Annotated in this window: 23 protein-coding genes and 2 pseudogenes; 24 read left to right on the forward strand and 1 reads right to left on the reverse strand. The window is 40.7% G+C overall.

Features of this window, described 5'->3' with window-relative positions; translation table 11 throughout:
- Positions 1-156: 156 nt before the first annotated feature.
- The 17 genes and pseudogenes from recJ to brnQ all read left to right on the forward strand — a co-directional run bounded on the left by recJ (position 157) and on the right by brnQ (position 17,403).
- Entirely contained in the window at positions 157-2,379 is a 2,223-nt protein-coding gene (recJ, locus tag HMPREF9965_RS07465) for a single-stranded-DNA-specific exonuclease RecJ (RefSeq protein WP_004243603.1), read from the forward strand.
- 173 nt (positions 2,380-2,552) lie between these two features.
- Complete coding sequence (locus tag HMPREF9965_RS07470; RefSeq protein ID WP_000065618.1) at positions 2,553-4,214, forward strand: ribonuclease J; 1,662 nt, start codon at positions 2,553-2,555, stop codon at positions 4,212-4,214.
- Positions 4,215-4,282: 68 nt separating this feature from the next.
- A complete protein-coding gene (locus HMPREF9965_RS07475; protein ID WP_000290057.1) occupies positions 4,283-5,062 on the forward strand; it encodes an alpha/beta hydrolase in 780 nt (259 codons plus the stop codon).
- Positions 5,063-5,166: 104 nt separating this feature from the next.
- Positions 5,167-5,868 (forward strand): M57 family metalloprotease, encoded by a 702-nt coding sequence (locus HMPREF9965_RS07480; protein WP_000498568.1) that lies wholly within the window; start codon positions 5,167-5,169, stop codon positions 5,866-5,868.
- A gap of 103 nt (positions 5,869-5,971) precedes the next feature.
- The gene (gene uvrC / locus HMPREF9965_RS07485; RefSeq protein ID WP_001061116.1) at positions 5,972-7,819 is read left to right on the forward strand and encodes an excinuclease ABC subunit UvrC; all 1,848 of its coding nucleotides are present in this window, start codon (positions 5,972-5,974) and stop codon (positions 7,817-7,819) included.
- Positions 7,809-7,883 (forward strand): annotated as a pseudogene (locus HMPREF9965_RS13480) (phosphoesterase); the annotation flags it as partial. The gene uvrC and the pseudogene HMPREF9965_RS13480, both read left to right, overlap by 11 nt.
- 97 nt (positions 7,884-7,980) lie before the next feature.
- Positions 7,981-8,958 carry a hypothetical protein gene (locus HMPREF9965_RS07490; RefSeq protein ID WP_000612470.1) on the forward strand — a complete coding sequence of 326 codons (978 nt, stop codon included), beginning with the start codon at positions 7,981-7,983 and terminating at the stop codon, positions 8,956-8,958.
- On the forward strand, positions 8,955-10,037 hold the full coding sequence (locus HMPREF9965_RS07495) for a hypothetical protein (RefSeq protein WP_004243610.1): 1,083 nt from the start codon (positions 8,955-8,957) through the stop codon (positions 10,035-10,037). The genes HMPREF9965_RS07490 and HMPREF9965_RS07495 overlap by 4 nt, the downstream gene beginning before the upstream one ends.
- On the forward strand, positions 10,004-10,651 hold the full coding sequence (locus tag HMPREF9965_RS0102450; RefSeq protein ID WP_025170841.1) for an AAA family ATPase: 648 nt from the start codon (positions 10,004-10,006) through the stop codon (positions 10,649-10,651). The genes HMPREF9965_RS07495 and HMPREF9965_RS0102450 overlap by 34 nt, the downstream gene beginning before the upstream one ends.
- A 66-nt stretch (positions 10,652-10,717) precedes the next feature.
- Entirely contained in the window at positions 10,718-11,563 is an 846-nt protein-coding gene (locus HMPREF9965_RS07500; protein WP_000682725.1) for a metallophosphoesterase family protein, read from the forward strand.
- A gap of 151 nt (positions 11,564-11,714) precedes the next feature.
- Complete coding sequence (locus HMPREF9965_RS07505; protein WP_000720917.1) at positions 11,715-12,239, forward strand: hypothetical protein; 525 nt, start codon at positions 11,715-11,717, stop codon at positions 12,237-12,239.
- A 185-nt stretch (positions 12,240-12,424) separates the two neighbouring features.
- Positions 12,425-13,030 (forward strand): nitroreductase family protein, encoded by a 606-nt coding sequence (locus tag HMPREF9965_RS07510; protein ID WP_000670156.1) that lies wholly within the window; start codon positions 12,425-12,427, stop codon positions 13,028-13,030.
- Between the two features lie 12 nt (positions 13,031-13,042).
- Positions 13,043-14,443 carry a dipeptidase PepV gene (pepV, locus tag HMPREF9965_RS07515; RefSeq protein ID WP_000125070.1) on the forward strand — a complete coding sequence of 467 codons (1,401 nt, stop codon included), beginning with the start codon at positions 13,043-13,045 and terminating at the stop codon, positions 14,441-14,443.
- A gap of 53 nt (positions 14,444-14,496) precedes the next feature.
- Positions 14,497-15,081: a uracil-DNA glycosylase family protein gene (locus tag HMPREF9965_RS07520; RefSeq protein ID WP_000078123.1), complete on the forward strand. Its 585-nt coding sequence runs from the start codon at positions 14,497-14,499 to the stop codon at positions 15,079-15,081.
- 12 nt (positions 15,082-15,093) lie between these two features.
- Positions 15,094-15,585: a prolyl-tRNA synthetase associated domain-containing protein gene (locus tag HMPREF9965_RS07525; RefSeq protein WP_000340328.1), complete on the forward strand. Its 492-nt coding sequence runs from the start codon at positions 15,094-15,096 to the stop codon at positions 15,583-15,585.
- Between the two features lie 20 nt (positions 15,586-15,605).
- A complete protein-coding gene (locus tag HMPREF9965_RS07530) occupies positions 15,606-15,893 on the forward strand; it encodes a rhodanese-like domain-containing protein (protein ID WP_000659062.1) in 288 nt (95 codons plus the stop codon).
- A gap of 184 nt (positions 15,894-16,077) precedes the next feature.
- Entirely contained in the window at positions 16,078-17,403 is a 1,326-nt protein-coding gene (gene brnQ, locus HMPREF9965_RS07535; RefSeq protein ID WP_001074599.1) for a branched-chain amino acid transport system II carrier protein, read from the forward strand.
- 51 nt (positions 17,404-17,454) lie between these two features.
- Here brnQ and HMPREF9965_RS07540 read toward each other — a convergent pair whose 3' ends face one another.
- Positions 17,455-18,006 (reverse strand): DUF1307 domain-containing protein, encoded by a 552-nt coding sequence (locus tag HMPREF9965_RS07540; RefSeq protein ID WP_000844324.1) that lies wholly within the window; start codon positions 18,004-18,006, stop codon positions 17,455-17,457.
- A 136-nt stretch (positions 18,007-18,142) separates the two neighbouring features.
- Here HMPREF9965_RS07540 and HMPREF9965_RS07545 point away from each other — a divergent pair, with 136 nt between their 5' ends.
- The 7 genes and pseudogenes from HMPREF9965_RS07545 to HMPREF9965_RS07575 all read left to right on the forward strand — a co-directional run bounded on the left by HMPREF9965_RS07545 (position 18,143) and on the right by HMPREF9965_RS07575 (position 22,961).
- Positions 18,143-19,180: a M42 family metallopeptidase gene (locus HMPREF9965_RS07545; protein WP_025170842.1), complete on the forward strand. Its 1,038-nt coding sequence runs from the start codon at positions 18,143-18,145 to the stop codon at positions 19,178-19,180.
- A gap of 1 nt (position 19,181) precedes the next feature.
- Positions 19,182-19,643, forward strand: a complete 462-nt coding sequence (locus HMPREF9965_RS07550; RefSeq protein ID WP_000335631.1) for an HIT family protein — start codon at positions 19,182-19,184, stop codon at positions 19,641-19,643.
- 14 nt (positions 19,644-19,657) lie between these two features.
- Positions 19,658-20,374 (forward strand): LD-carboxypeptidase LdcB/DacB, encoded by a 717-nt coding sequence (ldcB, locus tag HMPREF9965_RS07555; RefSeq protein WP_000747735.1) that lies wholly within the window; start codon positions 19,658-19,660, stop codon positions 20,372-20,374.
- 122 nt (positions 20,375-20,496) lie between these two features.
- On the forward strand, positions 20,497-20,922 hold the full coding sequence (gene rplK, locus HMPREF9965_RS07560; protein WP_001085808.1) for a 50S ribosomal protein L11: 426 nt from the start codon (positions 20,497-20,499) through the stop codon (positions 20,920-20,922).
- A gap of 207 nt (positions 20,923-21,129) precedes the next feature.
- Positions 21,130-21,819: a 50S ribosomal protein L1 gene (gene rplA / locus HMPREF9965_RS07565; protein ID WP_001085675.1), complete on the forward strand. Its 690-nt coding sequence runs from the start codon at positions 21,130-21,132 to the stop codon at positions 21,817-21,819.
- A gap of 73 nt (positions 21,820-21,892) precedes the next feature.
- Positions 21,893-22,330, forward strand: a pseudogene (locus tag HMPREF9965_RS07570) (GNAT family N-acetyltransferase).
- A 118-nt stretch (positions 22,331-22,448) separates the two neighbouring features.
- Positions 22,449-22,961, forward strand: a complete 513-nt coding sequence (locus HMPREF9965_RS07575; protein WP_001049316.1) for an adenine phosphoribosyltransferase — start codon at positions 22,449-22,451, stop codon at positions 22,959-22,961.
- The last annotated feature ends 51 nt before the right edge of the window (positions 22,962-23,012 follow it).

The following is a 23,012-nucleotide window of genomic DNA, read 5'->3' on the forward strand; positions in this document are numbered from 1 at the left end:
ATTTTATAACATGATTCTACAACAAAAGAATGTTCTTGTCAAATCATATCTGAAAAAAATTCACTAAAATTTTATAAAAAAGCAATCTGAATAGAGAAAAAGCCTAAATCATGTTATAATGAAACGATAGAATTCTTAGAAAGAGTGGATGTTTTTTTGATAACTCCTACTTATGAATGGCAGTTTGCCCCGCAGGTAGAAGATGCGGATTTTACAAAGATAGCCAAGAAGGCTGGACTGGGTCCTGAGGTAGCTCGGTTATTATTTGAAAGAGGGATTCAGGATGAAGAAAGTCTAAAGAAGTTTTTAGAACCTTCTTTAGAGGATTTACATGACCCCTATCTGCTCCATGATATGGACAAGGCAGTGGAACGGATTCGTCAGGCCATTGAAGAAGGGGAGAATATCCTCGTTTACGGTGACTATGATGCGGATGGTATGACTTCAGCGTCGATTGTTAAGGAAAGTTTGGAACAGCTTGGCGCTGAATGCCGTGTTTATTTGCCAAATCGTTTTACCGATGGCTATGGTCCCAATGCCAGTGTCTATAAATACTTTATCGAGCAAGAGGGAATTTCCTTGATTGTGACAGTGGACAATGGGGTTGCAGGTCACGAAGCCATTGAATTGGCCCAATCTATGGGAGTGGATGTCATTGTGACTGACCACCATTCCATGCCAGAAACCCTTCCTGATGCCTATGCGATTGTTCACCCTGAGCATCCAGATGCGGACTATCCTTTCAAATATCTAGCTGGATGTGGAGTGGCTTTCAAGCTGGCTTGTGCTCTTTTAGAAGAAGTGCAAGTAGAATTGCTTGATTTGGTCGCTATCGGTACCATTGCGGATATGGTGAGTTTGACGGATGAAAACCGTATTTTGGTTCAATATGGTCTGGAAATGTTGGGACATACTCAGCGCATCGGTCTACAAGAAATGCTGGATATGGCTGGGATTGCTGCCAATGAAGTGACAGAAGAAACAGTTGGTTTTCAGATTGCTCCTCGTTTAAATGCCTTGGGGCGATTGGATGATCCCAATCCAGCCATTGATTTGTTAACTGGATTTGACGACGAGGAAGCTCATGAGATTGCCCTCATGATTCATCAGAAAAACGAAGAGCGCAAGGAAATCGTTCAGTCCATCTATGAAGAAGCTAAGACCATGGTGGATCCTGAGAAGAAGGTCCAGGTTTTGGCCAAGGAAGGCTGGAATCCTGGCGTTCTGGGTATCGTAGCTGGGCGCTTGCTAGAGGAATTGGGGCAGACAGTCATCGTTCTTAATATAGAAGATGGTCGTGCCAAGGGTAGTGCTCGTAGTGTGGAAGCGGTCGATATTTTTGAAGCTCTGGATCCCCATCGAGACCTCTTCATCGCATTCGGTGGCCATGCTGGTGCAGCGGGTATGACGCTGGAAATGGAGAGACTTTCAGATTTATCTCAGGTCTTGGAAGACTATATCCGTGAAAAAGGTGCAGATGCTAGCGGTAAGAACAAGTTAAATCTAGATGAAGAGCTAGACTTGGAGACTCTTAGTTTAGAAACGGTTAAAAGCTTTGAACGCTTGGCGCCTTTTGGAATGGATAATCAGAAACCGGTCTTTTATATCAAGGATTTTCAGGTCGAAAGTGCTAGAACCATGGGAGCAGGCAACGCCCACCTCAAACTAAAGATCTCCAAGGGTGAGGCGAGTTTTGAAGTAGTAGCCTTCGGACAAGGTAGATGGGCGACAGAGTTTGCTCAAACAAAAAACTTAGAATTGGCAGTCACCCTTTCTGTCAATCAATGGAATGGCCAAACTGCCCTCCAGTTGATGATGGTAGATGCGCGTGTGGAAGGCGTTCAACTCTTTAACATTCGTGGGAAGAATGCAGTCTTGCCAGAAGGGGTTCCAGTCTTGGACTTTGCTGGAGAATTACCAGAATTAGCGACTAGTGAAGCGGTTATTGTGAAAACCATTCCTGAGGATATTAGCTTGCTGAAGACCATTTTTCAAGAACAGCATTTCTCTGCTGTCTATTTCAAAAATGATATTGATAAGGCCTACTATCTGACAGGTTATGGGACTAGAGAACAGTTTGCAAAATTGTACAAGACTATTTACCAGTTCCCAGAGTTTGATATTCGCTACAAGCTGAAAGATTTAGCAGCTTATCTCAATATCCAACAAATCTTGCTGGTCAAGATGATTCAAGTATTTGAGGAGCTGGACTTTGTGACGATCAAAGATGGTGTCATGACAGTCAATAAGGAAGCGCCAAAGCGAGAGATAGGAGAAAGTCGGATTTACCAAAATCTCAAACAAACTGTAAAAAATCAGGAAATGATGGCGCTGGGTACGGTGCAGGAAATGTATGATTTTTTAATGGCAGAAAACTAGAAGGTAGGAAAGAGTTGGGCAACCAGCTCTTTTTTGGAAACAAATCTTCATTTTGAAAATCATCAAAAAAATGGTATAATGGTAGGAAAAGATTCGGCTGAAAGTTTTAGAACTTTTAGAATAAGAGGGTAAACCTACCCTATAATCAAGATAGATTAAGTTTCGGAGGGAAAATGAGTAATATCAGTTTAACAACACTAGGTGGTGTACGTGAAAACGGGAAAAATATGTACATCGCCGAAATCGATGGTTCTATTTTTGTTTTGGATGCGGGGCTTAAATACCCTGAAAATGAACAGCTAGGGGTTGATGTCGTCATTCCAAATATGGAATACCTTTTTGAAAATAGTGATCGTATCGCTGGGGTCTTCTTGACCCATGGGCATGCGGATGCCATTGGAGCTCTGCCTTACCTTTTGGCAGAGGCTAAGGTGCCTGTGTTTGGTTCGGAGTTGACCATCGAGTTGGCAAAACTCTTTGTCAAAGGAAATGATGCTGTTAAGAAATTCAATGACTTCCATGTGATTGATGAGGATACGGAGATTGATTTTGGAGGGACTGTGGTTTCCTTCTTCCGTACAACTCACTCCATCCCAGAAAGTTTGGGAGTCGTCTTGAAAACTCCAAAGGGCAGCATTGTTTATACAGGTGACTTCAAGTTTGACCAAACGGCTAGTAAATCCTATGCGACTGATTTTGCTCGTTTGGCGGAGATTGGTCGTGAGGGAGTCCTAGCTCTTCTCAGTGACTCGGCGAATGCGGACAGCAATATCCAGGTAGCGAGCGAGAGTGAAGTTGGAGAGGAAATTACCCAGACCATTGCGGACTGGGAAGGTCGTATCATCGTTGCAGCTGTTGCCAGCAACCTTTCTCGTATCCAGCAGGTCTTTGATGCTGCAGCGGACACAGGTCGTCGAGTTGTTTTGACCGGATTTGATGTTGAAAATATTGTCCGAACAGCGATTCGTCTCAAAAAATTGTCTTTGGCCAATGAAAGTCTGTTAATCAAACCCAAAGAAATGTCTCGTTTTGAAGACCATGAGTTGATTATCCTTGAGACAGGTCGTATGGGTGAGCCTATTAATGGACTTCGTAAGATGTCTATTGGACGCCACCGTTATGTGGAAATCAAAGATGGGGATTTGGTCTATATCGTAACGACTCCATCTATCGCCAAAGAAGCTGTCATGGCGCGTGTTGAAAACATGATCTACCAAGCTGGTGGTGTGGTGAAACTCATTACCCAAAGCTTGCGAGTGTCCGGACACGGGAATGCGCGTGATTTGCAGTTGATGATCAATCTCTTGCAACCAAAATACCTCTTCCCTATCCAAGGGGAATATCGTGAGTTGGATGCGCATGCCAAGGCTGCCATGGCAGTTGGGATGTTGCCAGAGTGCATTTTCATCCCTAAAAAGGGAACGACCATGTCTTATGAACATGGAGACTTTGTTCCAGCTGGAGCAGTTTCTGCAGGTGATGTCTTGATTGATGGAAATGCCATCGGGGACGTTGGAAATGTGGTCCTTCGTGACCGTAAGGTCTTGTCAGAGGATGGAATCTTTATCGTGGCGATCACTGTCAACCGTCGTGAGAAGAAGATTGTGGCTAAGGCTCGCGTCCATACGCGTGGATTTGTTTATCTCAAGAAGAGCCGCGATATTCTCCGTGAAAGCTCAGAATTGATTAACCAAACGGTAGAAGAGTATCTTCAAGGTGATGACTTTGACTGGGCAGATCTCAAAGGAAAGGTTCGCGACAATCTAACCAAGTACCTCTTTGATCAAACCAAGCGTCGTCCAGCAATCTTGCCAGTCGTAATGGAAGCAAAATAATAAGCAGGATACCTACAGAAAAAGTCGAAATTCGGCTTTTTCTTATAGAATAGTAAAAGGAGACAACCATGGCAGTTATGAATATTGAGTATTACTCAAAAGTTTTGGATATGGAGTGGGGCGTTACCGTACTCTATCCAGATGCTAGTCGGGTGACTGAACCAGATTGCACAGATATTCCTGTCCTTTATCTTTTACACGGGATGTCAGGAAACCAAAATAGCTGGCTCAAGCGAACCAATGTCGAGCGTTTGTTGCGCGGGACCAATCTCATTGTTATCATGCCCAATACTAGCAATGGCTGGTATACAGATACTCAGTATGGCTATAACTACTATACAGCTCTAGCAGAAGAACTCCCCCAAGTCATGAAACGTTTCTTCCCAAATATGACCAGCAAGCGAGAAAAGACCTTCATTGCAGGCCTCTCTATGGGAGGTTATGGTTCCTTTAAGCTGGCTCTCGCAACCAATCGTTTTTCTCATGCGGCTAGTTTTTCTGGTGCGCTCAGTTTTCAAGAATTTTCTCCTGAAAGTCAGGATCTGGGATCACTTGCCTACTGGAGAGGAGTTTTTGGAGAGATTAAAGACTGGACAGCTAGTCCTCATTCGCTTGAAAGCATGGCTGCAAAATCCGATAAAAAGACTAAACTATGGGCTTGGTGTGGAGAGCAAGACTATCTCTACTCTGCCAATAATCTCGCAGTGAAAAACCTCAAAAAGCTTGGTTTTGAGGTGACCTATAGTCACAGTCCAGGTAAGCACGAGTGGTACTACTGGGAAAAACAATTGGAACGTTTTTTAGCTACTCTACCAATTGACTTTGTCTTGGAAGAACGTTTATCTTAGTTTTAGGTTTCTTTCAGCTTTCTTCAGTAAAATGGAGAATCTATCTTGATCAAGGAGAATGTGATTTTAAGATAGATTCTTATTTTTATGAAAGGTGGAGTGTCATGTTCTGGATTATTCGATTATTGTTCCGATTTCTTTTGGGAATTTGGCGTTTCTTCTGGCGTCTGGTTTGGACTGTGGTCATTCTACTGCTCATTGCTTTTGGAGTGGTTTGGTATCTGACAGGTGATTTTCATTCTGCGGTCAATCAGGTTGAAAAAATGAGCCAGATTGGTCAAGGTGGCTGGAATCAGTGGCAGGAGACGGGAACGCTGGAAGTCTTATCTAAAACAGACAGTCACCAACATGCAGAAGGCAAGTGGGCTCAGGCCTCAGCTCGCATCTATATTGAGCCTCAAATGGATGAGACCTTCCAAGCTGCCTATGCAGAAGCCATAAAAAACTGGAATAAAACGGGAGCCTTTACCTTTGAGGTGGTTGCGGATCCTAGCCAAGCAGATATTGTGGCAAGTGAGATGAATGATGGATCGACAGCTGTAGCTGGTCAAGCCGAGAGTCAAACCAATCTATTGACCAATCAATTTATATCTGTAACGGTTCGCCTGAATCACTATTATCTATCCAATCCAAACTATGGATATTCTTACGAACGGATCGTGCACACGGCAGAACATGAGCTGGGGCATGCCATCGGATTGGATCATACCAACGAGACTTCTGTCATGCAGCCAGCAGGTTCCTACTATGGAATTCAGCCTCGGGATGTGACAGCTGTTCAAGAACTCTATACCAGTAGCGACTAACTGAAGTCGGGACAATCCGAAATGAAATCAAAGCTCCCTCCATCAAGCGATTGGTGGGGGCTTTTTGTTCGTCCTGTTACAGCCTTTTTGCTATAATGGAACTATGAATAACTTGATCAAATCAAAACTAGAGCTCCTGCCAACCAGCCCTGGTTGTTACATTCACAAGGATAAAAATGGCACCATTATCTATGTAGGAAAGGCTAAAAATCTGCGCAATCGCGTGCGGTCCTATTTCCGTGGGAGTCACGATACCAAGACGGAGGCTCTGGTGTCTGAAATTGTGGATTTTGAATTTATCGTCACTGAGTCCAATATTGAGGCACTTCTCCTAGAAATCAACCTTATCAAGGAAAATAAGCCCAAGTACAATATCATGCTCAAGGATGACAAGTCCTATCCCTTCATCAAAATCACCAATGAGCGTTATCCTCGTTTGATTATCACCCGTCAGGTCAAAAAGGACGGTGGTCTCTACTTTGGTCCCTATCCAGATGTGGGGGCAGCCAATGAAATCAAGCGGCTTTTAGATCGGATTTTCCCTTTTCGTAAGTGTACCAACCCGCCCTCTAAAGTCTGTTTTTATTACCATATTGGGCAATGTATGGCTCACGCCATCTGTCAGAAAGATGAGGCTTATTTCAAGTCCATGTCTCAGGAGGTTTCTGATTTCCTAAAAGGACAGGATGACAAAATCATCGATGACCTCAAGGGGAAGATGGCAAAGGCAGCTCAAAGTATGGAGTTTGAACGTGCGGCGGAATACCGTGACCTGATTCAGGCCATTGGAACGCTTCGGACCAAGCAACGGGTTATGGCAAAGGATCTCCAAAATCGGGATGTCTTTGGCTACTATGTGGACAAGGGTTGGATGTGTGTTCAGGTTTTCTTTGTTCGTCAAGGCAAGCTCATTGAGCGGGACGTCAATCTCTTCCCCTACTACAATGATCCGGATGAGGACTTCTTGACCTATGTGGGACAATTCTATCAAGAAAAATCTCACCTGGTTCCTAATGAGGTATTGATTCCGCAAGATATCGATGAAGAAGCAGTCAAGGCCTTGGTGGATACCAAAATTCTCAAACCTCAACGTGGAGAGAAAAAACAACTGGTCAATCTAGCCATAAAAAATGCCCGTGTTAGTCTGGAGCAGAAGTTCAATCTGCTAGAGAAATCTGTTGAAAAGACCCAAGGAGCTATTGAAAATCTGGGACGCTTGCTTCAAATTCCGACCCCAGTCCGCATCGAATCCTTCGATAACTCTAATATCATGGGAACAAGTCCTGTTTCAGCTATGGTGGTCTTTGTCAATGGCAAACCAAGTAAAAAAGACTACCGAAAGTACAAGATAAAAACGGTTGTCGGTCCAGATGATTATGCCAGTATGCGTGAAGTCATTCGCAGGCGTTATGGTCGAGTTCAACGAGAAGATTTAACTCCGCCAGATTTGATTGTGATTGATGGGGGACAAGGTCAAGTCAATATCGCAAAGCAAGTCATCCAAGAAGAGCTAGGTTTGGATATCCCAATTGCAGGTCTGCAAAAGAATGATAAGCACCAAACCCATGAACTGCTCTTCGGAGATCCACTGGAAGTGGTAGAGTTATCTCGCAATTCTCAGGAATTTTTCCTGCTCCAACGCATCCAAGATGAGGTACACCGCTTTGCTATCACCTTCCACCGCCAACTGCGCTCAAAAAATTCTTTTTCTTCACAACTGGATGGGATTGAAGGATTGGGGCCTAAACGCAAGCAGAATCTCATGAAGCATTTCAAGTCTCTCACTAAAATCAAGGAAGCCAGTGTGGATGAGATTGTCGAAGTTGGGGTACCAAGGGCAGTCGCAGAAGCTGTTCAGAGAAAGTTGAACCCGCAGGAAGAAGTGGAGTTGGCTCAAGTAGCGGAAGAGAGAGTAGATTACCAAACGGAAGGAAATCATCATGAACCATAAAATCGCAATTTTATCAGATATTCATGGCAATGTGACTGCATTAGAAGCGGTGATTGCAGAATCTTCGGCGGATTTAGATGATTAATATATAAATAAAAGGCCGTAAAAACGGTCTTTTGTGGTATAATGGGAAAGAAGTGAACCAGAATGGAGTGTCAATTATGATACCTTTAGAAAAATCAAATCCGTCTGAAGTTGAGAAAATTTGCTTGGAATTATATAAAAAAATGAGTTTTCAAGGTTATCCTGAATTTAAAAATGATTTAAATAGTTGGGTAGCCAGTAATGTACTAGAGCTAGCAAGTGAAAGGGATGCTTTTCTAAAGATAATGATAGGTGAGTATTCATTTTTAGAGAATCTTAAAGAATTGTTGGATAATTTCGTAGATGAAGAACCTAGATTAGCAGAGTATCTAAAAAAATCTTATGGAAAGATAGATTCGAGATTAAGGAAGAAATTAATTGATTTAAAGAACGTTTCGGTATGCCCGTATTGCAATCGTAATTATATAAACTCAACATATAAAATACTTCATTGTAATAATTGTAATCAAGACTTATTTATAATTGATGAGGTTGAAAAAGAATGTCCGGGTTGCAAGCAAGAAATTAGTGGTCAGACTAAAGTAGTAAACACTGCTCAACTAGACCACTTTTTTCCAAAAGACAGCTATCCACTATTTGCGGTTTCATTTTATAATTTAATTCCTAGTTGTTATAGTTGTAATCATGTGAAATCAAATAAGGATTTAGAATATAATCCTTATGATACTAGTTTTCCATTCGATGATGTAAAGTTTACATACATTCCAAAGTCTGTCGATGAGATTAAAATCAAAATTGTTTCTTGTGATATTAACTTTGAAAATGGAATTCGTGATTTGGGTATAGAGGAGCTATATCAAAGCCACATTGATGTGGTCAATGAATTGATTTGGAAAAAAGAAGTATATACAGATAGTTATAGAGAGGGTTTGTCAGAAATCTTAAATCAAACAAACCTTGAATTGAGCAAGGCTGAGGTGAATCGCTTTATAACAGGTCACTACACAGACAAAGAAAATTATGGGAAAAGACCACTTTCAAAAATGGTTACAGATATTAGCAAAGAAATTGGACTAGTAGGAGAAGAAGAATGAAATTAATTGCTTTGGTGATTAAACAGTATGATGAGCTTTTTAAGAATCAGATTTTTAATTTTTCAGATGAATATAAAGTAAATTTTGATTTTGAAACGAATGAATTAAAAATTGATAAAAATCCAGATTATATTGAAAATTTTTATGGAAGATCAGTTAATAATATTAGTTTAATATCAGGGATAAATGGTAGAGGGAAGTCTAGTATATTAAATATGCTTGTACATTATGATGTATTTCAAAATAAGGAAGCTTTTATTGAAGATAAAATATATTGTTTAGTTTTAAAAAGTGAAACAGAATTATATTTTGAGTACGTTTATAATTTCTTTGATAGTAGTAAATATAGTCTTTATTTTGATGGTGAGCTGATGACTGGATTTTCTACTTTTATGGAGGGAAAAAACAAAGGGAGTATTAAGAGTTTTATATATAATTTAGAAAGTAGAGATAGTAGAAAAAATCCAAACATTTCAAGTATTATACTTGGCTTCTTACAAAGTCGTTTTAAAGAAAAACTTAAGAGGTACAGTGTATATAATAAAAATAAAAATCATCAAACTATTATTAACAGACATTTCACAGAAGCATATCCTAGCGATATTTTTGGAACTTATCAAAATTTGTATAAGGATGGACTAATTAAATCGGACCTGAAATTAAAATTGGAAATACAACTTGAAAACATAGAAGAGATATTTCCTTATATGAAATATGAGGAATATAAAAATAAGACAAAAGCCGAACGGTTTGGAGAGTTTGCCGAATTTAAAGAAGACTTTCTCGAGGGACTAGATTTAATAGAAGATGAATCAGTACGTGAAGTTTGGAGAACTATATATGACTTAAAAAAAGAGCAAAAACTAACAACTGAGTTGGATATTAACAGACAACAAAATTTTTTAATAGCCAATATAGTTTATAGATATCAAGAGGAGTTACCTAGATTATTTTTAGAATTTAATAAAAGTTTTAACAAATATTTAGATGATAAAAATCTAAGTCTTAAAAGAAAAAAAGATTATTTTCTGAGATTGCAATTACCATGTCTACTGGAGAAACTAATCTTTTACTTTTAATTAGTGAGATTAAAAGAGTTTTATCTAATAATATTTCCCGTGATCACTACATAATTTTAATTGATGAAATAGAGACAGGTATGCACCTCGAATGGTCTAGAAGCTTAATAAACTTTTTAGTCAACTATATAAATGAAATCAACAAAATAGGGAGAATGAGCTTCCAACTCATCTTCACAACCCACTCTCCCTATATGTTATCTGATATTAAACCAGGAAATGTGATTATGCTTGAAAAGAATCAAGAAACTGTATATTCAGAAGGTAAAGTTCTTCAAAACACTTTCGCTAAGAATATACAAGAAATCATGAAGGAAAATTTGATTGATAATATTTATGGTGATTTTGCCTTAGCGAAGATTAATTCTATGATTGAAAGACTTAATGAAAAAGAGGAGCATGAAGGAAATGAAGAAGAACTATTAAAAGAAATTCATTTGATCAGCGAGCCTATTCTTCGTAATAAATTATTAGATATGTATGATAAGAAATACAATACCTCAGAATTTAGTATTGAAAAACAACTACAGAAGTTGAATCTAAATGAGGAACAACGCCAGCAGGTCAGAGCAATGATTGAAGCAAATATAAGTAGTGCCAATGCGGATAAATAAGGTTGTAATTAAATAGTTTGAATTATCAATACAATCATTTGAAAATGAACAATAGAAAGTAATAATATGAAACACAGAATCGCGATTTTATCTGATATACACGGGGATACCACGGCCTTGAAGGCAGTTCTGTCAGATGCTAAAACTCAAGGAGCCAATGAATACTGGCTTCTGGGAGATATTTTTCTTCCTGGTCCAGGTGCAAATGACTTGGTCGCTCTTTTAAAGGAACTTCCTATTGCAGCAAGTGTTCGAGGCAATTGGGATGATTGTGTCCTAGAGGCCTTAGATGGTCAATATGGCTTAGAAGATCCACAGGAAGTCCAGCTCTTGCGTATGACCCAGTTTTTAATGGAGCGAATGGCTCCCGATCAGATTGCTTGGCTGCGGAATCTGCCGATGGTTGTGAAGAAAGAAATTGATGGGTTGCATTTTTCACTCTCGCATAACCTGCCTGACAAAAACTATGGGAGTGACTTGCTGGTTGACAATGATACGGAGAAATTTGACCAGCTACTTGATGAGGAGACAGATGTAGCAATTTACGGTCATGTCCACAAGCAGTTGCTTCGTTATGGAAGCCAAGGGCAACAAATCATCAATCCAGGTACCATTGGTATGCCTTATTTTAATTGGGAAAAGTTAAAAAATCACCGTGCCCAGTATGCCGTGATAGAGGTTGAGGATGGGGAATTGGCAAATATCCAATTTCGTAAGGTTGCTTATGACTATGAAGCGGAGTTAGAATTGGCCAAGTCCAAGGGCCTTCCTTTTATCGAAATGTATGAAGAGCTACGCCGAGATGACAATTATCAGGGGCACAATCTAGAACTCTTAGCTAGATTAATTGAAAAGCATGGGTATGTAGAGGATGTAAAGAATTATTTTGATTTTTTGCAAAGTGAGAAATAAAATGGACACCCTTAATTTGAAGTGAGGTTTGTAGTCGAATCGCTTAGAAAAGAGTCATACAATAAGGAAGAAAAGATGGCTTAGCTAAAATTTGACATTGAAATTATTTTGTTATACAATGAACTTAATTCTTAATATAAAGGAGAACATTATGAAGAAAATTATTACAGCCAGTATGGCTCTTTTATCTGTTGTTGTTTTAGCAGCATGTTCAGGGAAAACAACGTCTGATTCTTCGACTAAGACTTCAAGCTCTGTAGAACAAACTTCTTCTTCAGAGACTTCATCAACAACGTCTAGTTCAAAGACAGAAAATAATGAGGTTGTTTTGATCACCGATGAAGAAATTGACAATGCTAAAACTGTTGGAGATGTGAAGAAAGTCTTTGGTAAACTAGTCGACAATTATAAAAAGCATGCAGTTGAAATTGGGGAAAAAATTCCAGAGAGTGGAAAAGAAGCATATAACGCCCAAGTTGAACCAGCGCTTAAATCTATGGAGACTGTAAGAGAGTCATTTAACGAAAGCCTTTCAAGTATTGGTTCTGATGATACAGTAGTGCCAGAACAAACTCGTACTCTATTTGTTCAACAGTTGAAAACTGGACGTGACACAATGAAGAAAGCGCTGGAAGCGGCTTATAAAGCAATTGCTCCATACACATCTGGTCAATAATATAAGAAAGTAGGTGTTCGATCACCTGCTTTTTGATTGCTTCAAATCTAAAGCGATACCTACTTAAATAGCTTCAAATTAATAGCAGAGAGTTTGAAAGAAGTACTAATTCTATGAAAAATTCCTGCAAGCTCTTTCAAAATATGGTAGAATGGAAGCAGTAGAATTAGAAAAGGAAATCGATTATGAAATTTCTTGAATTAAATAAAAAACGTCATGCGACCAAGCATTTCACTGATAAACCGGTGGATCCCAAAGATGTTCGCACAGCTATTGAAATCGCAACCTTGGCCCCAAGTGCCCACAACAGCCAGCCATGGAAGTTTGTGGTCGTTCGTGAGAAAAATGCTGAATTGGCAAAATTGGCTTATGGTTCGAACTTTGAGCAGGTGTCATCAGCACCTGTAACCATTGCCTTGTTTACAGATACAGACCTTGCCAAACGTGCCCGCAAGATTGCCCGCGTTGGTGGTGCAAAGAACTTCTCAGAAGAGCAACTTCAATATTATATGAAGAATTTGCCTGCTGAATTTGCACGTTACAGTGAACAACAAGTCAGCGACTACCTAGCCCTCAATGCTGGTTTGGTTGCCATGAACTTGGTTCTGGCTCTTACAGACCAAGGAATCGGTTCTAACATTATTCTTGGATTTGACAAATCAAAAACCAATGAGGTTTTGGAAATTGAAGACCGTTTCCGCCCAGAACTCTTGATTACGGTAGGTTACACTGACGAAAAATTGGAACCAAGCTACCGCTTGCCAGTAGATGAAATCATCGAGAAAAGATAGAAAGAAGAAAAAATGACAGCAATTGATTTTACAGCAGAAGTAGAAAAACGCAAAGAAGACCTCTTAGATGACTTGTTTAGCCTTTTGGAAATCAACTCAGAACGTGACGACAGCAAGGCGGACGCTCAGCATCCATTTGGACCTGGCCCAGTAAAAGCCTTGGAAAAATTCCTTGAAATCGCAGACCGTGATGGCTATCCAACAAAAAATGTTGATAACTATGCCGGACATTTTGAGTTTGGTGATGGAGAAGAAGTTCTCGGAATCTTTGCTCACATGGATGTGGTGCCAGCTGGTAGCGGTTGGGACACAGACCCATATACACCAACTATCAAAGACGGTCGCCTTTATGCGCGTGGAGCTTCAGACGACAAGGGTCCTACAACAGCTTGTTACTATGGTTTGAAAATCATCAAAGAATTGGGCCTTCCAACTTCTAAGAAAGTTCGCTTCATCGTCGGAACAGACGAAGAATCAGGCTGGGCAGACATGGACTACTACTTCGAGCACGTAGGACTTGCAAAACCAGACTTCGGTTTCTCTCCAGACGCTGAATTCCCTATCATCAATGGTGAAAAAGGAAATATCACTGAATACCTTCACTTTGCAGGTGAAAATGCAGGTGCTGCCCGTCTTCATAGCTTGACAGGTGGTTTGCGTGAAAACATGGTGCCTGAATCAGCAATGGCAGTTGTTTCGGGCGACCTGGTTGACTTGCAAGCTAAACTAGATTCCTTTGTTGCTGAGCACAAACTCAGAGGAGAAATTCAAGAAGAAAACGGTCAGTACAAGGTGACGATTATTGGTAAATCAGCCCACGGTGCTATGCCTGCTTCTGGTGTCAATGGTGCAACCTACCTTGCCCTTTTCCTCAGTCAGTTTGACTTTGCTGGACCTGCTAAAGACTACCTTGACATCGCTGGTAAGATTCTTTTGAACGACCATGAGGGTGAAAATCTCAAGGTTGCTCATGTGGATGAAAAGATGGGTGCCCTTTCTATGAATGCGGGGGTTTTCCGCTTTGACGAAGCAAGTGCAGACAATACCATTGCCCTTAACTTCCGTTATCCAAAAGGAACAAGTCCTGAGCATATCCAGTCAATTCTTGAAAACCTGCCAGTTGCTTCTGTTAGCTTGTCAGAGCATGGTCATACGCCCCATTATGTACCGATGGAAGATCCACTTGTTCAAACCTTGTTGAATGTCTATGAAAAACAAACTGGACTTCAAGGTCATGAGCAGGTCATCGGTGGTGGTACCTTTGGTCGTTTGCTGGAGCGTGGTGTAGCCTACGGTGCCATGTTCCCAGACTCAATTGACACCATGCATCAAGCCAATGAATTTATCGCCTTGGACGATCTCTTCCGAGCAGCAGCAATCTATGCTGAAGCTATCTATGAATTGATCAAATAAGCCTTTAGAAGTCTGAGATTCTAATCTTAGACTTCTTTTTGGAGGGAAAACAGATGTCTCAAATTGAAAGAATCAAGCAAGCCATTATGGCAGATCCGCAGAATGCCAGCTATACAGAACGTGGAATCGAACCGCTCTTTGCGGCGCCAAAAACTGCTCGCATCAATATTGTCGGACAAGCTCCTGGATTTAAAACGCAAGAAGCTGGGATTTATTGGAAGGATAAGAGTGGCGATCGCTTGCGGGACTGGCTAGGTGTGGATGTAGATACCTTTTACAATTCGGGTTATTTTGCAGTTCTGCCAATGGATTTTTACTTTCCAGGGCATGGGAAGTCTGGAGATTTACCGCCTCGAGCTGGTTTTGCAGAAAAATGGCATCTCCAACTCTTGCAAGAATTACCCGATATCCAATTAACTCTTTTAATCGGCCGGTATGCCCAAGCCTACTATTTACATGAGAAAGTTAGTGGCAAGGTAACAGAGAGAGTTCGACGTTATCAGGATTATCTGCCCACTTATTTTCCCTTGGTGCACCCATCACCACGAAACCAAATTTGGATGGCCAAAAATCCTTGGTTTGAGTCAGAAGTGGTGCCAGATTTGAAAGCATTGGTACAAAAGATTATTCATCAATAAAGGAGAAAAACTATGGATGCTTATCAACAAGTAGCTAATACCTTGCAAGAGTTGGGGATTACCTTTGATGTGGTGGAGCACCCACCTGTATTTACGACAGAGCAGGCAGATAGCTATATTGAAGGAATGGAAGGAGTCCGGACTAAGTCCATGTTTTTGACCAATAGAAAGAAAACTCAGTACTATCTGCTTATAATGGATGACAAGAAACGATTGGATATGTATGACTTTAAAGTTCAAGTGGGAGCCGATCGGATTCGAATGGCCTCATTGGACTCCTTGGCTGAGAAAATGACCCTACCAGCAGGAACGGTATCACCTTTTGGTTTGTTAAATAATGAAGAAAAAGACATTCTAGTTTATTTTGATAAGGACATTGTATCGGAGGATATCATGACTTTCCATCCCAATACTAATGAAAAGACCATCTTTATTAAAACCCAAGACTTGTTCCGATTTTTAGAGGCTATTGACTTTAGCTATGAAATTTTAAAACTTCGATAACAAATTCTATAGGAGAAATCATGAAAGAAATTCCATTTTCGAGCTTTTACCAAGCTTATCAGAAAGAAAACTTACACGTTCTAGATGTTCGTGAGCAGGAGGAGTATGATGCCCTTCACTTAGAAGGAGTCCAGCTTCTTCCTCTTTCTGAGTTAGCGGATCGCTACCAAGAATTGGAACTTGACCAACTCTATTATGTCATCTGTAAGTCGGGCATTCGTTCAGCTCGTGCTTGTCAATTCTTAGAGGAGCATGGATACAAGGTCATCAATGTTCAAGGTGGAATGACGGCCTTTGAAAATCTTTAAACCTATATGGCGATAGATCCTAATCTTCCCTTGCTCGGTTTCAACTGAGTGAGGGATTTTGTTTTTAGATAATTCTTATTTTTAAAAATATTGAAAACATTCAATGATTAATTTTGGATACTTTTTTCAGACTCTTAATCGTGGTATACTAGGTCAGTATTTTAGAAATATGAAGGAGATTTTTATGGCTAAAAAAGGTGCCCTAACAGGCTTGCTCCTGTTTGGAATATTTTTTGGTGCGGGGAACTTGATTTTTCCGCCTTCTCTAGGTGCCCTATCTGGAGAACAGTTTCTTCCTGCCATCGCAGGTTTTGTCTTTTCGGGTGTCGGGATTGCCGTCCTAACGCTCATCATCGGAACGCTCAATCCTAAAGGATACATTTATGAGATTTCTAAGAAAATCTCACCTTGGTTTGCGACTCTTTATCTTGCAGTCCTCTATCTATCGATTGGCCCATTCTTTGCCATTCCACGTACAGCCACAACGGCTTACGAAGTTGGGATTAGCCCTCTCTTATCTGAAGCAAACAAAGGTCTAGGATTGATTATCTTTACGGTGCTGTATTTTGCAGCGGCCTATTTGATTTCACTCAATCCATCAAAAATCTTGGACCGCATTGGACGTATCTTAACACCAGTCTTTGCTTTGTTGATCGTTATCTTGGTTGTACTAGGTGCCTTCAAATATGGTGGAACCAGCCCTCAAGCGGCTTCGGCTGCTTATCAAGCTTCTGCCTTTGGTACAGGATTCCTAGAAGGTTATAATACCTTGGATGCCCTTGCTTCAGTTGCCTTTAGTGTGATTGCAGTTCAAACCTTGAAACAACTTGGATTCTCCAGTAAGAAAGAGTACATTTCAACTATTTGGGTTGTTGGTATCGTTGTAGCTCTTGCCTTTAGCGCTCTTTACATTGGTTTAGGTTTCCTTGGAAATCATTTCCCAGTACCAGCAGAAGCGATGAAGGGTGGAACACCAGGTGTTTATATCTTGTCACAAGCAACTCAGGAAATCTTTGGTTCAACAGCTCAACTCTTCCTTGCTGTTATGGTAACTGTAACCTGCTTCACAACGACAGTTGGCTTGATTGTGTCGACAGCCGAGTTCTTTAACGGTCGTTTCCCACAAATCAGCTACAAGGTCTATGCCACTGCCTTTACCTTGATTGGATTTGCTATTGCAAATCTTGGTCTTGATGCAATCATTAAGTATTCAGTGCCAGTACTGGTAATCTTGTACCCAATCACCATCGCCATTGTGATGATCGTGATTGTTAATAAGTTTGTTGCCCTATCAAAACCGGGTATGCAGTTGACAATAGGAGTAGTTACAGCAATCGCTCTTGCAAGTGTTCTTGGAAGTTCCTTTAAGATTGAGTTTCTAGCAAATCTCGTCAATGCTCTTCCGTTTGCAGCTGCCTCTCTACCATGGTTAGTGCCAGCTATTATCGGAATCTTGCTTTCCTTGGTTTTACCAAACAAGCAAGAAAGCGATGTTTTTGAAATGGAATAAAAAAATCCTTGGCTTGAGCCAAGGATTTTTGCCTATATTCACTTTGGAGGATTAGTTAGTTTCTTCAGTAAATCCCATTGTCTCTAGTCCATTTTTAGAGATTGAGAAACTGACACGATTTCCAATACCAGGATATTCTTCAGGGAGTGCTTTTCTAAGTTCGTCAAGGCTTGCAGTTGAGAAATCAACTTCGAGATCTTGAACAACTTTTCCATCTTTGATTTCAATGGTTTGTTTAACACCTTTTAGCCCGTAATAACCTTTATAGGTATCCTCGAGTGTACTCTTGACCTCTTCTGGAGTTGCACCAAGGATTTCAGGATCTGCAACATTCTGAGCGGTTTGCTTGGTAACATTGTCGCCTTCTACAGTATAAACCAAGGTAGAAGTGATTCCAGGATTGCTTTTGTTGACAAAAGTATGTGTCTTGGCTGTTTCTTTCTTCTCAGAAGATTGCTCAGTGCTTTGTTTGCTCTCACTTGACTGAGTTGTTGTGTCTTCTTTAGAACTGCTGTTTGCAGGTGTTGATGCTTGTTTGGAACATCCGAGTAGGAGGACAAGTGAAGTCACAAGGGCTAGCGAGGCTTTAAAGTATGATTTCATATCTATTACTTTCCTTTCATAATCAAAGTATTTGTATTATAACACGGATCCATAGTGAAATCAACTAGATACTTAAGTTCCTTTTAAGAAGGGATCTAGCTGGAAAAGTGATATAATGGAAGGAAGAGGTGAAGAAATGAATCAAACTGTAAACTATATCAAAGAACTAACCGCAATTGCATCTCCAACGGGCTTTACTCGTGAGATTTCAGACCACCTAGTCCGTACTTTAGAAGAGCTTGGTTACCAGCCGGTTCGTACAGCCAAGGGCGGTGTCAATGTGACCATTAGAGGTCAAAATGATGAGCAACAACGCTATGTGACTGCCCATGTGGATACGCTGGGTGCTATTGTTCGTGCTATCAAACCTGACGGTCGTCTCAAATTGGATCGTATCGGTGGTTTCCCTTGGAACATGATTGAAGGGGAGAACTGTACGATTCATGTGGCTAGCACAGGTAAAAAGGTATCTGGAACCATCCTCATCCACCAGACTTCTTGTCATGTCTACAAGGATGCAGGAACTGCAGAACGCACACAGGACAATATGGAAGTGCGTTTGGATGCAAAAGTAAGCAATGAAAAAGAAACGCGCGCCTTGGGCATCGAGGTCGGTGATTTTATCAGTTTTGACCCGCGAACTGTCGTGACAGAGACTGGTTTTATCAAATCCCGTCATTTGGATGACAAGGTCAGCGCAGCCATTTTGCTCAATCTCCTTCGAGTTTATAAAGAAGAAGGAATCGACTTGCCAGTAACAACCCATTTTGCCTTTTCAGTCTTTGAAGAGGTGGGCCACGGTGCTAACTCCAATATTCCAGCTCAGGTAGTAGAATATCTGGCTGTGGATATGGGAGCTATGGGCGATGACCAACAGACAGACGAATATACAGTGTCTATCTGTGTCAAGGACGCTTCAGGTCCCTATCACTATGACTTCCGTCAACATTTAGTGGTTTTGGCAAAGGAGCAAGATATTCCATTTAAGCTCGATATTTATCCATTTTACGGTTCGGATGCTTCCGCAGCTATGTCAGCAGGAGCAGAGGTCAAACATGCCCTCCTTGGAGCTGGTATTGAATCAAGTCACTCCTACGAACGAACACACATTGATTCGGTCGTGGCGACCGAGCGTATGGTAGACGCCTATCTCAAGAGCACATTGGTAGACTAATATGTGTTTGATTTGTCAAAGAATTGAATGGATCAAGGCAGGGGAAAATCCTTACTTTGTAAAAGAACTAGAAACAGGCTATGTTGTTATTGGAGACCACCAATACTTTAAGGGCTATACCTTATTTCTGGCAAAAGAGCATGTCACAGAACTCCACCATATGGAGACTTCTGTAAAACTTCGTTTTCTAGAGGAAATGAGTTTGGTTCAAGAAGCTGTTGCCAAAGCGTTTAAAGCTGAAAAGATGAACATCGAACTTCTAGGAAATGGAGATGCCCACGCTCACTGGCACCTCTTTCCAAGACGGTCAGGTGATATGAGGGGGCATGGATTGAATGGCCGTGGTCCAGTCTGGTGGGTGCCATGGGAAGAAATGGCGTCAGAAGATTGCCAGGTGCAATCGCCTGAACTGGAAGAGATGATTAAAACCTTATCTGATGAATTAGAGAAGCACGTGGTCTAAGAGAGGAAGAAAAAATGAAAAAAAGATACATCGTTTTATCTGGTTTGCTAGCAGTAACCCTAGCAGCATGTTCTCAAGAAAAACCTAAAAATGAAGAAAACACTCAAAAAACGGAACAAACTAGTCAACCTGAAGGGACTATAGGGAGCAAATCTCAAGCTTCTAGTCAGAAAAAGGCAGAAGTTGTGAATAAGGGAGATCACTATAGTATACAAGGAAAATATGATGAGATCGTCATAGCTAATAAGCACTATCCTTTGTCAAAAGACTACAATCCAGGAGAAAATCCAACAGCTAAGGCAGAGTTGGTCAAACTCATTGCAGCCATGCAAGCAGCTGGCTACCCAATCAGCGATCATTACAGTGGTTTTAGAAGTTATGAAACCCAAATCAAACTTTATCAAGACTATGTGAATCAAGACGGTAAGGAAGCAGCAGATCGCTACTCGGCTCGACCAGGTTATAGTGAACACCAAACAGGTCTTGCTTTTGATTTGATTGGGACTAATGGAGAATTGGTGACAGAGGAGAAGGCAGCCCAGTGGCTCTTAGATCATGCGGCTGACTATGGCTTTGTTGTTCGCTATCTCAAAGGCAAGGAAAAAGAGACTGGCTACATGGCAGAAGAATGGCATCTCCGCTACGTTGGAAAAGAAGCCAAAGAAATTGCTGCAAGTGGCCTCAGTTTGGAAGAATACTATGGCTTTGAAGGCGGAGATTACGTCGATTAAAAATGAAAGTTTTCTCTTGCATTTTTAGATAAATAGTGTATAATAGATGGGTATGTGTAAAGCATACTTGTGGGAGGTAAAAATCTTACATTACCGCCAAAACCACAAAGGAGGATTTAAAAATGGCTAAAAAAGTCGAAAAACTTGTAAAATTGCAAATCCCTGCTGGTAAAGCTACACCAGCTCCACCGGTCGGACCTGCTCTTGGTCAAGCTGGTATCAACATCATGGGATTCACAAAAGAGTTCAACGCTCGTACAGCTGACCAAGCTGGTATGATCATTCCAGTTGTTATCTCAGTATACGAAGACAAATCATTTACTTTCGTTACAAAAACACCACCAGCTGCTGTTCTTTTGAAAAAAGCTGCAGGTGTTGAAAAAGGATCAGGTACACCTAACAAAACTAAAGTTGCTACAGTTACTCGTGCACAAGTACAAGAAATTGCAGAAACTAAGATGCCAGATTTGAACGCAGCAAACATTGAGTCTGCAATGCGTATGATCGAAGGTACTGCTCGTTCTATGGGATTCACTGTTGTTGACTAATCAATAACACAGTAGAAAATCTCACAGCAGTCTATTAGTTGCTTTTCATACTAGGCAAGTGACTGATGCTTGTACTTGGGTACAGCAAAGGAACTTAACGAAGTAGGAAAAGGAAAATAATAGACTGAAAACCCGCAAGACTTCATCATTTCGAGGAGTGACGTGGGAGATGAAAATCGATTGAACCACTTACAAGGAGAATAGAAAATGGCTAAAAAAAGCAAACAACTTCGTGCTGCTCTTGAGAAAATCGACAGCACAAAAGCATACAGTGTAGAAGAAGCTGTAGCACTTGCAAAAGAAACTAACTTTGCAAAATTTGACGCAACTGTAGAAGTTGCTTACAACTTGAACATCGACGTTAAAAAAGCTGACCAACAAATCCGTGGCGCAATGGTATTGCCAAACGGTACTGGTAAAACTTCACGCGTTCTTGTTTTCGCACGTGGTGCAAAAGCTGAAGAAGCAAAAGCTGCTGGTGCAGACTTTGTTGGTGAAGATGACCTTGTTGCGAAAATCAACGACGGTTGGTTGGACTTCGACGTAGTTATTGCTACACCTGACATGATGGCTCTTGTTGGACGTCTTGGACGTGTCCTTGGACCACGTAACTTGATGCCAAACCCTAAAACTGGTACAGTAACAATGGATGTTGCTAAAGCAGTTGAAGAGTCTAAAGGTGGTAAGATCACTTACCGTGCTGACCGTGCAGGTAACGTTCAAGCAATCATCGGTAAAGTATCATTTGAAGCTGAAAAATTGGTTGAAAACTTTAAAGCTTTCAACGAAACAATCCAAAAAGCAAAACCAGCTACAGCTAAAGGAACTTACGTAACAAACTTGACAATCACAACTACTCAAGGTGTTGGTATCAAGGTTGACGTGAACTCACTTTAATCAACTAGAATCTCTGGCTTCGGTCAGAGTTTTTTTATTCAAATCTATTAACAAAGGATTAGAGGAAATAAAATTGTTGAGAGAAGCTGTACAGGAGGATTTATTTGAGTTATTAAATCTCTACATGTCCTTACATGAGAAATAGATTCCAGAAGATAGTCTTCATTTGCAGCAAGTATGGAATGAGATGATTTCTGACCAGCGCCATCATGTTATCGTGAAGGAGGTGGAAGGAAGAATAGTCTCATCCTGTATTTGTGTCATTATTCCCAATTTAACAAGAGGTGTGAGACCCTATGCTTTGATCGAAAATGTGGTGACTAGAGAAGAAGATAGAGGGAAGGGCTATGCAAGCGCATGTCTTCAATATGCTAAAAAGATAGCTAAAGAGGAAAATTGTTATAAAATGATGCTCCTGACAGGTTCTAAAAATGCAAGTACTCAGAATTTTTATAAAGGAGCTGGTTATAATAGTGAAGATAAAACAGCCTATATTCAATGGTTGGATTAAAGCTTGAATCTCAAATAGTCAGGATGAAATCATGGAGTGGCAAATAAAAATCTTCTATTTCTTCTTTCACAGAAAATGTGGTATAATAGAGAGTAAAAACTTTGAAAGAAAGAAAAAGATGAATTTAAAAGATTATATCGCAACGATTGAAAATTATCCTAAGGAAGGCATCACCTTCCGTGATATCAGCCCTTTGATGGCAGATGGAAATGCTTATAGCTATGCTGTTCGTGAAATTGTTCAGTATGCAACGGACAAAAAAATTGACATGATCGTGGGCCCAGAGGCTCGTGGATTTATTGTAGGCTGTCCAGTTGCTTTCGAGTTGGGAATTGGCTTTGCACCTGTTCGTAAACCAGGGAAATTGCCACGTGAAGTCATTTCTGCTGACTATGAGAAAGAATATGGTATTGATACCTTGACTATGCATGCTGATGCCATCAAGCCAGGCCAACGCGTTCTCATCGTAGATGATCTCTTGGCAACAGGTGGAACTGTCAAGGCAACGATTGAGATGATTGAAAGACTTGGTGGAGTTGTAGCCGGTTGTGCTTTCTTGATTGAGTTGGATGAGCTTAAAGGCCGTGAAAAAATCGGAGATTACGATTACAAGGTACTTATGCATTATTAATGAAAAACAGTCCTTGGGGCTGTTTTCTCTTCATCTGCTATATAAACAAAC

The sequence above is a fragment of the Streptococcus mitis bv. 2 str. SK95 genome, from assembly GCF_000222705.1.
GTDB lineage: Bacteria > Bacillota > Bacilli > Lactobacillales > Streptococcaceae > Streptococcus > Streptococcus mitis_AY.

Coding starts and splice junctions, on each gene's coding strand:
- HMPREF9965_RS07480 (WP_000498568.1), top strand. CDS start 5,167: ATGTTCTGGATTATTCGATTATTGTTCCGATTTCTTTTGGGAATTTGG.
- HMPREF9965_RS07520 (WP_000078123.1), top strand. CDS start 14,497: ATGTCTCAAATTGAAAGAATCAAGCAAGCCATTATGGCAGATCCGCAG.
- HMPREF9965_RS07495 (WP_004243610.1), top strand. CDS start 8,955: ATGAAATTAATTGCTTTGGTGATTAAACAGTATGATGAGCTTTTTAAG.
- HMPREF9965_RS07530 (WP_000659062.1), top strand. CDS start 15,606: ATGAAAGAAATTCCATTTTCGAGCTTTTACCAAGCTTATCAGAAAGAA.
- HMPREF9965_RS0102450 (WP_025170841.1), top strand. CDS start 10,004: ATGTCTACTGGAGAAACTAATCTTTTACTTTTAATTAGTGAGATTAAA.
- HMPREF9965_RS07500 (WP_000682725.1), top strand. CDS start 10,718: ATGAAACACAGAATCGCGATTTTATCTGATATACACGGGGATACCACG.
- brnQ (WP_001074599.1), top strand. CDS start 16,078: ATGGCTAAAAAAGGTGCCCTAACAGGCTTGCTCCTGTTTGGAATATTT.
- HMPREF9965_RS07540 (WP_000844324.1), bottom strand. CDS start 18,006: ATGAAATCATACTTTAAAGCCTCGCTAGCCCTTGTGACTTCACTTGTC.
- rplA (WP_001085675.1), top strand. CDS start 21,130: ATGGCTAAAAAAAGCAAACAACTTCGTGCTGCTCTTGAGAAAATCGAC.
- uvrC (WP_001061116.1), top strand. CDS start 5,972: ATGAATAACTTGATCAAATCAAAACTAGAGCTCCTGCCAACCAGCCCT.
- HMPREF9965_RS07575 (WP_001049316.1), top strand. CDS start 22,449: ATGAATTTAAAAGATTATATCGCAACGATTGAAAATTATCCTAAGGAA.
- HMPREF9965_RS07510 (WP_000670156.1), top strand. CDS start 12,425: ATGAAATTTCTTGAATTAAATAAAAAACGTCATGCGACCAAGCATTTC.
- pepV (WP_000125070.1), top strand. CDS start 13,043: ATGACAGCAATTGATTTTACAGCAGAAGTAGAAAAACGCAAAGAAGAC.
- ldcB (WP_000747735.1), top strand. CDS start 19,658: ATGAAAAAAAGATACATCGTTTTATCTGGTTTGCTAGCAGTAACCCTA.
- HMPREF9965_RS07475 (WP_000290057.1), top strand. CDS start 4,283: ATGGCAGTTATGAATATTGAGTATTACTCAAAAGTTTTGGATATGGAG.
- HMPREF9965_RS07550 (WP_000335631.1), top strand. CDS start 19,182: ATGTGTTTGATTTGTCAAAGAATTGAATGGATCAAGGCAGGGGAAAAT.
- HMPREF9965_RS07490 (WP_000612470.1), top strand. CDS start 7,981: ATGATACCTTTAGAAAAATCAAATCCGTCTGAAGTTGAGAAAATTTGC.
- HMPREF9965_RS07545 (WP_025170842.1), top strand. CDS start 18,143: ATGAATCAAACTGTAAACTATATCAAAGAACTAACCGCAATTGCATCT.
- HMPREF9965_RS07525 (WP_000340328.1), top strand. CDS start 15,094: ATGGATGCTTATCAACAAGTAGCTAATACCTTGCAAGAGTTGGGGATT.
- HMPREF9965_RS07470 (WP_000065618.1), top strand. CDS start 2,553: ATGAGTAATATCAGTTTAACAACACTAGGTGGTGTACGTGAAAACGGG.
- HMPREF9965_RS07505 (WP_000720917.1), top strand. CDS start 11,715: ATGAAGAAAATTATTACAGCCAGTATGGCTCTTTTATCTGTTGTTGTT.
- rplK (WP_001085808.1), top strand. CDS start 20,497: ATGGCTAAAAAAGTCGAAAAACTTGTAAAATTGCAAATCCCTGCTGGT.